This window comes from Capnocytophaga periodontitidis (assembly GCF_016126015.1).
Lineage (GTDB): Bacteria > Bacteroidota > Bacteroidia > Flavobacteriales > Flavobacteriaceae > Capnocytophaga > Capnocytophaga periodontitidis.
The window spans coordinates 316600-329818 of sequence record NZ_JAEFDB010000001.1; the positions used below are offsets into that span (position 1 = coordinate 316600).

General features: G+C 36.0%; 10 protein-coding genes. 2 read left to right on the forward strand and 8 right to left on the reverse strand.

From position 1 onward, the window contains the following. Window positions 1-89: 89 nt before the first annotated feature. The 3 genes from I7X29_RS01520 to pta all read right to left on the reverse strand — a co-directional run bounded on the left by I7X29_RS01520 (window position 90) and on the right by pta (window position 4729). Window positions 90-515, reverse strand: a complete 426-nt coding sequence (locus I7X29_RS01520; RefSeq protein WP_225883638.1) for a hypothetical protein — start codon at window positions 513-515, stop codon at window positions 90-92. Between the two features lie 869 nt (window positions 516-1384). Next, complete coding sequence (locus tag I7X29_RS01525; protein ID WP_009751050.1) at window positions 1385-2590, reverse strand: acetate/propionate family kinase; 1206 nt, start codon at window positions 2588-2590, stop codon at window positions 1385-1387. Between the two features lie 63 nt (window positions 2591-2653). Then, window positions 2654-4729, reverse strand: coding sequence for a phosphate acetyltransferase (pta, locus tag I7X29_RS01530; protein WP_198472554.1), 2076 nt, complete (start codon window positions 4727-4729; stop codon window positions 2654-2656). Window positions 4730-5020: 291 nt separating this feature from the next. Here pta and I7X29_RS01535 point away from each other — a divergent pair, with 291 nt between their 5' ends. Together I7X29_RS01535 and I7X29_RS01540 are read left to right on the forward strand one after the other, a co-directional pair. Then, window positions 5021-6349 carry a TrkH family potassium uptake protein gene (locus I7X29_RS01535; protein ID WP_198472555.1) on the forward strand — a complete coding sequence of 443 codons (1329 nt, stop codon included), beginning with the start codon at window positions 5021-5023 and terminating at the stop codon, window positions 6347-6349. Window positions 6350-6352: 3 nt separating this feature from the next. Continuing rightward, a complete protein-coding gene (locus I7X29_RS01540) occupies window positions 6353-7009 on the forward strand; it encodes a potassium channel family protein (protein WP_009751053.1) in 657 nt (218 codons plus the stop codon). Here I7X29_RS01540 and I7X29_RS01545 read toward each other — a convergent pair. From I7X29_RS01545 to I7X29_RS01565, 5 genes are all read right to left on the reverse strand, one after another. Next, a complete protein-coding gene (locus tag I7X29_RS01545; RefSeq protein ID WP_198472556.1) occupies window positions 6999-7880 on the reverse strand; it encodes a CPBP family intramembrane glutamic endopeptidase in 882 nt (293 codons plus the stop codon). The genes I7X29_RS01540 and I7X29_RS01545 overlap by 11 nt on opposite strands. A 4-nt stretch (window positions 7881-7884) precedes the next feature. Continuing rightward, entirely contained in the window at window positions 7885-9954 is a 2070-nt protein-coding gene (locus I7X29_RS01550; protein WP_198472557.1) for an alpha-L-fucosidase, read from the reverse strand. 22 nt (window positions 9955-9976) lie between these two features. Then, window positions 9977-11065 (reverse strand): CapA family protein, encoded by a 1089-nt coding sequence (locus I7X29_RS01555; RefSeq protein WP_088594347.1) that lies wholly within the window; start codon window positions 11063-11065, stop codon window positions 9977-9979. Next, entirely contained in the window at window positions 11062-12201 is a 1140-nt protein-coding gene (locus I7X29_RS01560; RefSeq protein WP_198472558.1) for an AAA family ATPase, read from the reverse strand. The genes I7X29_RS01555 and I7X29_RS01560 overlap by 4 nt, the downstream gene beginning before the upstream one ends. Before the next feature lie 141 nt (window positions 12202-12342). Further along, window positions 12343-13128, reverse strand: coding sequence for a Bax inhibitor-1/YccA family protein (locus tag I7X29_RS01565; protein WP_198472559.1), 786 nt, complete (start codon window positions 13126-13128; stop codon window positions 12343-12345). Between the last annotated feature and the right edge of the window lie 91 nt (window positions 13129-13219).

Sequence of the window (13219 nt, forward strand, 5' to 3'; positions counted from 1 at the left end):
TGAAAAATATAAAAGTAATTAATTATCAAAAGATTATAAAATAGAAAAGCATTACTTATCCTTAATTTTTTCGGGGTTTGAATAAAGTTTTATATCTTTTTTAATTTGAAAATAATGAAAAATACCTCCAAAATTTGAATTTTGGAGGTATTTTTAGTTTGAGTATAAGTTAAGAAACAGCAGTACTTGCTACAAAAAAAGTAGCTAAAAGGATAAGGAAAATAAGACCTATTAGAGAAATAGCAAGTCCTGCAATAGCTAATTGTTTTGGTAACGCCTATTCCTGATAGAATAAGTCCTAAAATCCAAACGATCCATCCTAAGAAAGGAACCCATACTAAAAAGATAGCTATTAAAGCTAATATAAAACCAGCTGTACCTATCCCATTACTATTAGAAGAATGGGTATTTTGGATAATGATAGTAGGAGGATTGTTTTCTTTAGCAACTTGTTGAGCTTGTTGCTGTGCCTGAGATACTGTTTGCTCTTGTGTTGAAGTTGTATTTTCTTCCATAAAAACTGAAAATTAAAATTACTTCCCTACTCTGTTAAAGGCTTTTCGGGTTATCGCCTTTTGTTATTTAACGTGAGTTCAATGTGAGTAATTTATTGATTTTCATAGTTGTAAATCAGTGTTTTGTTATATTGAACTGACGTTATTTAATATATCGGTTGCAAAGATATGAAATATTATTATACGATGGAAAAAATATTTTAACAAAAAATTAGGTTTTATATATAATAAAGTCTACTACTGTTCTGTTAAAAAAAGAAATCCTTTTTAACCAGCTAATTATTAGTAAGTTATATTGATTTTTAGTCGAATGTACTTGAATATATTTTGTTTATATTGCAAATAAAACAATCAGCTACGTGTTAAGATAATTACATTTTTATACAACTAATATCTTTTTTCAATTGCATTAAGCTTAATAGAATATAGTTGATAGCTATTCTGACAGCATATATGTTAAACATTTTTCTTGTTGGAACCTACTTTTTTACTATACTAAGTAATCGCGAAAGTTTTCGTGGTGTATTACTATACCTAAAAGTAATAAGACTTATAAAGTTTTGTGTAGAAGAAGAGAAAATATGAATTAATTTCTTAAGTCAACTTCAGATGGCTAATCTTTATAAGAATCGTTGAAAAATAGGAGTATTTTTATAATGGCTTAAACATTTAATAAAAAAAGAGGCTATTCGAAGAGTTTTGTTTTGCGAGGGCGATTTGCTAACCCTCTATAATATAACTAATAATAATTGATTATCAGTATAATTAACTTTGCCAAAGTTTTACACTTTGGCAAAGTTTAGTGTCGTAAAGGCAATTTTGAGACTTTTTAGTAAGCCTCAGTATAGTCTAATGATTTGTTATTTTTGTTATTTAACCAAATTTACTATCTCATTTACTATTTGTAATTCTTCATTAGTAGGGATGATAAGTATCTTCACGCGGCTATCAGCAGCTTGAATCTCTACGGGTTTAGTAGGATGATTGAGCTCTTCGTTTTTCTTCTCATCGAGTTTGATTCCGAAGAAATCCATATTCTTACAAGCAAATGAACGGGTAAGAGCATCGTTTTCGCCCAAACCTGCGGTAAATACAATGCTATCCAAACCATTAAGAGCTGCTGTATAAGCGCCTATAAACTTCTGAATGCGGTAGCCGTACATCTCATAGCAAAGAGCTGCATTGGCATCACCTGAACGATATAGAGCTGCTACATCACGAGCATCAGAATGTCCTGTGAGCCCAAGCATACCACTCTTCTTGTTAAAGAGTGTTTTCACTTCTTCATAGTTCATACCTAATTCTTGTCCCAAGAAGAAAACTACAGAGGCATCTATCTGCCCAGTGCGAGTTCCCATAATGAGTCCATCGAGTGGAGTAAGTCCCATTGAGGTATCTACACATTGTCCTTTTTCGTTTACAGCTGCCATACTCGCTCCATTTCCCAAGTGAATAGTAATGTTTTTGATATGTGGGTTGTTGAGGTATTTACGAGCTTGAGCGTCTACATATTTATGACTGGTACCGTGGAATCCATAAGCGCGCAATCCGTATTTTTCATAGTATTCATTAGGAATGGCATAGCGGAAGGCTTTAGCAGGCATAGTTTGGTGGAAAGCAGTGTCAAACACGGCTACGTGGGTAGCTTTGTCAAAAAGTTTTTGTGCTACGCGTATTCCTTCTAAATGTCCTGGGTTGTGCAAAGGAGATAGAGGAATAAGGCGTTTGATTTCGGCTACTACCTCATCGGTAATTACAGTAGGTTGTACGAAATTTTCACCTCCGTGTACTACTCGGTGTCCTACCCCTTTGATTTCGTTAGGGTTGTGGATAACGCCTACTTCGGGGTCTGTAAGAAGTTCAGCTACCAAATTCATACCCACTTCGTGAGTAGGGATAGGTTGCTCTTTTTTTACTTCTACTTCTTTGCCGTTTTTCACAGCTACATATTTCACGTAGCTACCGTTAATATTGATGCGGTCTACAATTCCTTTTGCTTTTGATTCTCCTGTTTTAGAGTCAATAAGCTGATATTTGAGAGATGAACTCCCTGAATTAATGATTAATATTTCCATTTTAGTCTTTTGTTATTAGTCGTTAGTTTCCCCCTCTCTAAAAGAGGGGGTAGGGAGGATATACTAAAATTCCGATTGTATTGCAGTGATAAGTACAGTGTTGTAAATATCAGGGATAAGAGCCCCACGACTAAGGTCGTTTACAGGTTTTTTCAAACCTTGTAACATAGGACCTATGGCTAAACCTCCTGTTTCACGTTGCACCGCTTTATAGGTGTTGTTACCGGTGTTAAGGTCTGGGAAAATAAGCACATTGGCTTGTCCTGCCACGGGTGAATTTGGCATTTTTTGTTTTCCTACTTTAGGGTCTACCGCAGCGTCATATTGTATAGGTCCTTCTACGAGTAACTCAGGGCGACGTTCTTTTACAAGTGCTGTTGCTTCACGCACTTTATCAACATCGGCACCACTACCAGAATTACCAGAAGAGTAGGAGAGGAGGGCTACTTTAGGTTCGATGCCAAAGGCAATAGCAGAGTCGGCAGAGCTGATAGCAATATCAGCCAACTGTTCAGCGGTAGGGTTAGGCACTACGGCACAGTCGCCATATACCAATACACGGTCGTGCAAGAGCATAAAGAATACAGAGGAAACGGTGTTTACCCCTGGTTTAGTTTTTACAAATTGCAAAGACGGACGGATAGTGTGAGCAGTAGTATTCACTGCTCCTGATACCATACCATCGGCATCACCGAGGAATACCATCATTGTACCAAAATAAGATGCATCGAGCATTAGATCTTTAGCTTGTGAAAGTTCCAAACCTTTGCTCTTGCGCAATTCGTATAGTTTTTCGGCATACGCCTCATATTTATCACTCTCGGCGGGATTGATAATATTGATACGTTCTTCATTCCATTTTAAGCCCAAAATGTTTTTAGCGCGAGTTTTAATGGCTTCGGGTTCTCCCAAGATAGTGAGGTAAACGAGTTCATCTTCGGCTAATTGTGAGGCAGCTGTAAGAATACGGTCGTCAGTACCCTCAGGGAGCACGATGCGTTTTTGTCCGGCACGAGCTTTCTGTACCATATTGTATTGGAACATACGAGGGGTAATAGTTTCTGATTTGAAAGAAGCGATACTGTTGTTGAGTTTTTCGGCATCTACATTTTCATCAAATAGTTGAAGAAGCATTTTTACTTTTTCAGTATTTTCAGGGTAGATATGAGCTTGGGTATTACCGATGATATTAGCAGTTTCGAAAGTATCAGTTTTAGCTACCATTATAGGGATATTCTTTTGGATACCGTCGAAAATCTTACTCATAGAAGGGTTGAGAGGTAGGTCGCCGTAGAGCACTACCCCTTTGATGTTAGAGAAGTTAGAATAGTTAGCTACCAAAGAACCTGCTATGAGGTCGATGCGGTCGATAGGGAGTACTGCCAAAGTATCTTCGTTTAGCTTAGCTAAATAGTTAGATAACTGCATAGCCCCTACAATAGTGCGTTTGGTGGTAACGTCGATATTATCACCTTTATAAAGGAATTCGGCATTGAGAGCGTTAGCAATCTCGCGAATGGTAGGGCGAGAGAGTTCTTCTTTGCGCGGAATAACGGTAAAAGTAGTATCGTTGAAACGTTGTTCTAAAAGGCTAATAGTAGCAGCAGTAGCATTAGTAGCTTTGTTTACAAACACACTGAGTACGCGAACATCTTTTTCTATAAAATTGTTTAGTGTAGCTTGTACTTGGTTAGTGAGTTCATCTTCTGAAGAAAAATTATCTTTAAGAACAACCAATGCAGGAATATTGAGACTTTGAGCTACTGAAGCGTTGAAGTTTGCATCGAAATAGCTATCGTCTACGGCACTTGAGCTATCGACTAATACAAAGTCAAACTTACTTTCTAAGGCTTTGTATTTTTTGATGATAGTATCATACACTTCGCCTATATTACCTTCGTTTTTAAGAGCGATAACCTCTTGACGTGTGTAGGCATAGGCATCATCATAACTCATATCGAGTTTAAAATGTTCTAAAACAGTATCGATGAAAGTATCTTTTTTAGATTTACTTTCTACAATAGGTCTAAAGTAACCTACCTTGGCAGTGTTGCGCATAATCATTTGCAAGACTCCCAAACTCACTACCGACTTACCACTATGGGTATTTGCAGCAATGACATAAACAGATTTATTCATTTTTTATTTACTTTTTAGTGTTAAATGTTATAAGTTGCAAAGGTAATAATATAATTTAAGAAAACAAGCGAAAAAGGTATTTTTATTTTTAATACCTAAATAATTCATTTTTATTTTGGATAGAGATAGTTGTTATTTTCTTTTGAAAAACACTTGCTTACTTTAGTTAACTAACATTTTACAGTTGGTATCTTGAATAGAAGATTAGTAAAAATAACTTATTGATTAACAAATTAGTCTTGTGTTTTGAAATTATTTTGTACTTTTGCCTGCTGAAAATAAATGTAACAGATGTTAAAAAGAATATCCCCTTATACGCTAATAATGCTTTCCTTTTTTGCTTTGATAGTGTTAGGAGCTTTACTGCTGATGATGCCTTTTGCACATATAGCAGAAAAAGACCTATCTTTTTTAGAGGCATTTTTTACAGCTACTTCGGCAGTGACAGTTACAGGGCTTTCGGTGATAAATATTGGGGCTACATTTACTATTTGGGGAAAACTTATCTTGTTAGTGCTCATTCAGTTTGGAGGATTGGGAGTGCTTACTATTTCTTCTGTTTTGGTGTTACTTATAGCTAAACGTATTGGATTTTATACTAAACGTTTGGTTGCTGAAGGGCTCAACCACAACAAGACTTATGATATTTATGCGATTACTAAGCGTGTAGTGCTTATAACTCTACTTTTTGAGGCTGTAGGGGCGTTATTTTTGTTTTGTTCATTTATTCAGGACTATTCCTTTGCGCAGGCATTGTTTATGGCGGTATTTCACTCGGTTTCGGCATTTTGTAATGCTGGGATTTCGTTATTTTCTAATAGTTTTGAGGGCTATACCTATAATATTTTTGTGAATGGGGTGATTGCTTTACTCATTATTTTTGGAGGTTTAGGTTTTACTACTATTATTCAATCGTATGAATATTTACGCAAAAAGCGTCGGAGGTTGGATATCAATTCACAGTTTTCGATTATTACTACAATTATATTGCTTTTAGCGGGGACTTTTCTGTTTTTTACTTTGGAATACAGTAATTATTACACTTTATATGGTAAGAGTACTTTCAATCGTTTGCTTATTAGTTTTTTTCATTCGGTGAGTTTGCGTACAGCAGGTTTTGATACCATTCCGTTAGAACATTTGAGTAGTGCTACTATTCTATTTTGTGTAACTTTTATGTTTATAGGAGCCTCACCTAATTCAACAGGTTCTGGGGTTAAAACTACTACTATTGGTATTTTGTTTTTAGGGATAAAAACAGCGTTGTTTAACAAGAATTATATTGAATTTTCTAAAAGGCGTATTTCTTGGAAACTTTTTAACAAAGCTTCAGCTCTTGTTTTTATAGCGATGATGTATGTGCTAACGATGACTATCGTTCTTACCGCTTTAGAACCTAACATAGAATTTACCAAAATAGCTTTTGAGCTTATTTCGGCATTTAGTACTTGTGGGCTTTCAACGGGAATTACTCCAGAATTGTGTACTTTTTCTAAGTTAATATTGATTTTTACGATGTTTATTGGTAGGGTAGGGCCTCTTACTATTATGCTTGCCTTTTCAAGACCACGTGCTGAAGGAAATTACAAATATCCCAAAGAAAATATTTTAATAGGATAGATTATGAAAAATTTTTTAGTTATAGGATTAGGAGAGTTTGGCAAATCGGTAGCTAAAACGCTCTATAAAAACAAAGCCACGGTATTGGCAATAGATTCGCGTGAAGGCGTAATCAAACAAGCTCTCAACGAGGGAATGATTGAAGAAGCAATCATTTTAGATGCTACAGATGAGATAGCTTTAAAAAAAGTGGTGCGAGACGATTTTGACACTGCTTTTGTAAGTGTAGGTGATAATATTCAGGCAAGTATTCTCATCACACTACAGTTGAAAGAAATGGGAGTGAAGAATGTGATTTGCAAAGCTGTAAACCACACCCAAGAAAAGGTTTTATACAAAATAGGTGCTACACAAGTAGTATTTCCTGAAGAATTAATGGGCGAAAAAGTAGCCTATTCGGTTTTGAGACCTACCATTATAGAATATTTTAAATTTGCTGAAGATTATTTTATTTACGAAGTAAAAGTACCGAAAAGTTACGTGGGAAAATCGTTGATGGAACTCAATTTGAGGCACAAATATGAGATAAATATTCTTGCGGTAAAACATTCTGATGGCAAAATGAATGTTACCCCTGACCCTAATGTTAAACTCAATAAAGATGACCTTTTGATTATACTCTCTAATGAAAATGTAATCGACAGAGTTACTAAGGATTAAAAAGTTTCTTTTTCCATTCTTTCCAACTGTATTTCTTAGCATAGATATACAATAAAAGGGGGAAACACAATATTAAAGGCATCCAAATACTGAAACCTAAGGTTGGTTCTGAAATATCGCGTAGTATAGAAGGTACTTGAAATACTGTCCAATCGGAGGTGACTAAAAGGGCAGTAAAAAGGTTATTAGCGGTGTGAAACCCTAAGGCTAATTCTAAACCGTCATCCATTAGGGTTGTGATACCTAAAAACAGACCTGTACCGATGTAATAAATAAGTAAACTGTAGCCTAATTTTTCTACTTCGGGGTTGGCTATATGCATTAAACCAAAAGTAATAGAGGTGAAAAGCAACGGAAACCACGCACTGCGCGTTGCAAGTCCTAAGCCTTGCATTAAATAGCCTCTAAAGAATATTTCTTCAAAACTTGTTTGTAAAGGGATGAACAATACTACTATTACAAGTAATTTTAAGAAAGGTATCCATTGGAAGTTCCAAATATAATCATTGGGACTGATGAATAAATAGTCTATACAAGTCGTTGCTATGGTTATGCTTCCCCATAATCCAAAAGCAAACCAAAATCGTTTCCAACTGATGCTTGGTCGGGCGGTGATGAGGGCTACTAACGGCTGACGATGAACGTATTTTACCCATAACAATAATAATCCTAAGAAAATAGCAAAGACTACTAAATTTTCAAATAAGAATTGTAATTCTCCTTTTTGAGAAATTTCTTGCTGGATAAGTGCTGTAGTGTCTAAAAATTGTGCTACAAAAAAGTTCAACCCTGTAAAAGCAAAGAACAGGGTTGGAACTATAATATAAAGCCATTTTGGGCTTTGTGATAATCTTCCGTTTGTAAGATACATAACTTTATTGTGTAATGATTCCTATTTCGGCATACGATACTCTATTGGTATCATCGACTGTTTTTACAGCTGTGAGTTTGATGTAACGAGCTTTTTCTTCAGCAAATGTAATACGTTGTTCAATAGGATTATTTTTTATATTACCAAACTCTCCTTCGCTTACTTTCTTCCAATGAATATTATCAGTACTTACTTCAAAAATATAATGGCTGATAGTTCCTTCTGCCCAACGGTCTTGTGAAGGTAAATAGATAAATCCTTTTAGGTTTAAAAGTTCTCCTAAATCAATAGTAACAGCTGTAGGAGTTTTGCTTTTTTCTTGGATAAACCAAGAAATGGGGTCTTCATCTACTATTTTTTGAATATCATTGATAGTAGAGAGTACTTTCCATTTTGTTTTAGGAATATCTAAGGAATAAGAAGCTACTTCACTATACAATTTTTTACTTTGGTCGTAGGCTACAAACTTGAGAGTTGTAGGATGAGTAACAGAGAAAGGAGTAGTGTAACGCAACGATTTATCATTAGGTTTACTGCCGTCTAAAGTGTAGAAAATTTCGGTAGATTCATCGGCTGGGGTAAGAGTTACTTGTCCGTTTTTATCACGGCTGAACTGAGGTGTTACTAATAGGGCAGGAGCATTATACAACCCTATGTTGCTAATGAGAGGAGAGGCTTTGGCGTCCAATATTGTAAAGCGTACTTTAGTAGCTGTTACAGGCGGAAAACGCAATAAGCGTTTGTAGCCAATAGTAGTTTGTTCATCTATAGTTTCCCATTTTCCATCTTTTTGGTATTCTAATTTGAATTTTTTTACGCGTTGTCCTAATGGGATGTATTCTTGAGCCATAAATCGATTGAAGGTTGTAGGCTTGGTAAAGTTTATATCAATGGAAGCTTTGGTTAGGCCTTCATCAGTTGCCCAATAGGTATTTTTATCGTTGTCAATAGTTTTTTCAGCGCTGAAAAACTTGTGATTTTCGCGAATATTAGAAGCCGTTATAGAGGCATCAGTTACGAGGTTATGTGCAAAATCTGCTTCTATAACTTTTTTGAGTTCCATTAATCTCTTGATGTCGTTTTCGTGTACTAAACCGCGTCTATCAACAGGGAGATTCAGCAATAAATTGTAACCACGACCTACTGAAGCGTAGTATATATCAACCATTTTTTCTAAGGGGCGCACTTGGTGGTCTTCACGTGCGTGGTAATACCAACCTGGGCGGATAGACACATCGGCTTCAGCGGGAATCCAATTGATGCCATTTTCATCGCCTTCGCCTAAGTGATGTAAGTGGTCTTTTCCTTGTAAGGAAGGGTTAGAGGTAAAAGGATTCCAATTAGTAGGTGTACCATAGCCTAACTCATTGCCTATCCATCGAATATTAGGACCTTCATCGCCAAAAATAGTGGCATTGGGCTGTAATTCGCGTACTATAGCGAATGTTTTATCCCATTGGTAATATGTATGAGCATCGATAGTGCGGGTTTCGTTAGCACCACCATAATAACCAGAACCGCCATTAGCTCCATCGAACCATACTTCAAATATTTCGCCATAATTGGTGAGTAATTCTCGGAGTTGGTTATGGAAATAGGTTACATATTCGGGTCTGCCATACTCGGCGTGGTTTCTATCCCAAGGGGAGAGGTATACACCGAACTTGAGTCCTGCTTTTTTGCAAGCATCGGAAAGTTCTCTAATTACATCGCCTTTACCGTTTTTCCAAGGGGAGTTTTTTACAGAATGCTCTGTGTATTTTGATGGCCATAAGCAGAAGCCATCGTGGTGTTTAGCGGTAATAATAACCCCTTTCATACCAGCATCTTTAATTACTTTCACCCATTGATTTACATCTAACACTGTGGGGTTAAACAAGGCAGGATCTTCACCCCCTGTACCCCATTCCATATCGGTGAAAGTGTTCATATTGAAATGGATAAAAGCGTAGTACTCCATTTCGTGCCAAGGTAATTGATATGAAGGAGGAAGAGCTCCCACAGGTTTTGGAGCTTCAGGATTTTTACAAGCTATCAAGCAAAGTGCTGATGCTAAAAATAAAAATTTTTTCATAATTGTGAATGATTGATGATGATTATTCTTTTTCGTTGATAAAAATATTCTTTTTAAATAGTTTACGCGAGTTGTCTATAAAGATATTCATACTATCTTTGGCAGTCTCGGAGAGCTCTTTGTAGGAAGCTGTTTCATATTCTTTGCAAGGCAATATTTCAAAAAGGTATTTTTTATTAGTTTTAAGGGTACGATTCACCCAAACTAAATAATATCCTTTATCGGCGATGTGAGTGCCTCGCGCATCCTTAAAGAGAGTTAGTTCTACCATAGCGCCTCCATCGGAAGGGGATTTACGTTGGTTAGATATAAAATTACCGAGAGAATAGACAACAAGCTGTTCCTTATGAAGTCCTGTTTGTGGATAATAGTACATAGGTTGTAGCACGTGAGGGTGCCCACCTATGATGATATCTACACCGTTATCAAAAAGGAATTGAGCTACTTCTTCTTGATTTTTGTTTTGTTTTTGTTGGTATTCTATTCCCCAATGAATCACTACTATCAGTTTGTCGAGCTGTGCTTTTTTAGCTTTCTCGATGTCTTGTTTCATCAGGTTGAAGTCTATACGGTTTACGACAGTAGGTTCGGGGACGGGTAAGCCATTAGTACCATAGGTGTAGTTGAGAATACCTACTGAAATGCCATTTTTAGAAAGCACTAAAAGGTTTTTTTTATCAAACTCAGCTTTGTTGCGGAAAGTGCCTGTATGAGCTATTTTAAGAGAGTCGAGCACATTTAAAGTGCGGATGATTCCTTTTTTACCTCTATCACAGGTGTGATTGTTAGCAGTTACTAACACATCTATCCCGCTATCTCTACAGGCGGCAGCCAAGGCATCGGGAGAGGAGAATTGAGGGTATCCTTTGTAAGGTTTTCCTGCTAAAGTAACCTCCAGATTGGCAATTGCAAAGTCTACTTGAGCGAATTTGTGTTTAATTTTGTCAAACACGGGCATATAGTCATATTGCTTAGTATCAGCATTGTAAGCTCCTTCTACTTGAGGGATATGCCCCATTACATCCCCCATAAAGAGCAACGACATTCGGCTGCCAGTTTCTTGAGCAAAGGTTATTGAAAAGAAGAGAAAAGTGAGTAATATGCGTATCATTTAAAACCTATTTTAGTTTGTTTGTTTTGTTCTTTTAGTTCTTTTACATCTATATTGGTGAGTTCAGCCAAAGAATAAGGTTTATCTACAATGAATTCTCTATCAGTAGATTGTAAATACTTATTGCATTTTTCGACTGTTAGTTCTTTAAATTTATATTCGGCTATTAATCTTCCTTTGCGCAATAGGGCAGAGTCTATTTTAGAAATATCGGAATTGAAAGTACATATCAATTGGCATTCCAAGACATCGGAGAGCATACCATCGGCAATGTTTAGGATAGAGGATACGACATCGGTATTGCTATTGAGAGCAGTGCGTTCGGCTATGTAGTTTTCACAGTCTTCGAGTACTAATACTGAATTTTTATTGTCTATTAGCAAACCGATAAAGGCAGGGTCGGTAAGAGATCCAATCATTGAGGTAGGCACAAAGATAAATTTCTTATTAGGGATTTGACTTGTAAGCCATTTGATATAATTAGTTTTTCCTGATCCTGCAATTCCGTGAAAGAGTACGACTCCTTTATTCTCATTGGTAAGGGCGTTTTTCACTCTATTGTGTACCTCAAAGAAATCATCATTATACATCGTTTCAAAGTCGATGCGATAAGGCTTGATAGTATGTGTTCTCACTTCGAGCCCCACTTGGGTTTTTAATAAGATAGATACCTTAGAATCTTTAGAAACATATTTTTCGATATATTCAGAAAACAGGGCGTTGAGATGTTCCTTTGCTTTAGGATTGGTATTTTGGTAATGTACACAACTCACTCTGTAGAGTCCATCTTCAAAAATCTGATTGTCATACTCATTAGAAAGATTTTTGTCAATCAATAGAAAAACTTCTAAGTCAGGATGATAATAGCATTCTTCGGATTCGTAAAGTTCATTTTGTTTAGAGGCATAGTCTATAGTGTAATAATCTGTGCATTTTTCAAAATGTTTCAGTTTATCACGTTGGATTACTAAATCATCACTTCCCAGATAGATGTGAGCCATCAAATCATCGAGCAAAGAGCGAAACGGATTTGAAAAAGTAAGGAGGCGATATTTATCATATACATCTATATGGTCGTCATTATCGAGTTGTAGGATATTAACAGGGTGGTAATATTTAGATTCTTTTATTTTCATAAGCAAAATAATAAGGTGCAAAAGTAGTATATAATTTATAAATTAGCAAACTTTATAAAACAAAAACTTTGCTAAAGGACGACCTTCAGCAAAGTTTCAATAAGTTGTTTTTCATTAGCAAATTAGCAAATTGGCTAATTCTTAGTTTCTTCTTGATAGTAAGATTCTCAATACGTACCAGAATAGTAACATTACTGATGAGAACAATTGTAAGGCTGCAGCTACATATTGGTCGGTGCTATATACGTTTTTGATGTTATAGGTTTCGTATAGAATTCCTCCAGCAGCTAAAGCTACCATTGCTACTGAAAACCAAAGTCCTAAGTCAAACCTAAACAAAGCTCCTGCAACGATTAATCCTAAGGCTAAAAAACCACCTACTACCAATATAGTACGCAAGAATGAGAAATCTACACGAGTGAGAAACACTACAGCGGTAAGTCCCGCAAATAATGACAAGGTAATGATACCCGCTTGAGAAATGATAGCTAAGCCATCACTAAGATCTATTGCTATATAAATCATCGGTAAGAAGATGATTGCTTCTAAAAGTACATAAATGCCTAAGCCTCTATATTGGGTACTTTTATCTTGTGCTTGAGTCCATTTATTAGCAAGCATAGAGCCTAACCAGAACCCGCCTAAAATAAATAACCATACGAAAGGACTACTAACCATAGAGAAAATTAAACTTTCAGGCACTGTATTTATCAAAATAGCTTCTACTACTATAAAGGCCAAAAGTGCTATTGCTACGTGAGAGTAGGTTTTACGATAGAAAGTAGCTTGTTCTATATTAGTTGCATACGATACTAATTCAGGAGCGTTGTTGTTCAGATAGTTAGTATTGTAGTTGTTGTTGAAATTTAAGTTATAGCCATTATTGCTATTACTATTGTTGTTTAGATTGTAATTGTTGTTGCTCATAAAATTCTATTTAAAAAGTATTTGTTTTTTAGTAAATCAAAAACTTTGCCAAAAGATCTACCCTGATACTGAGTAGCCTTTTGGCAAAGTT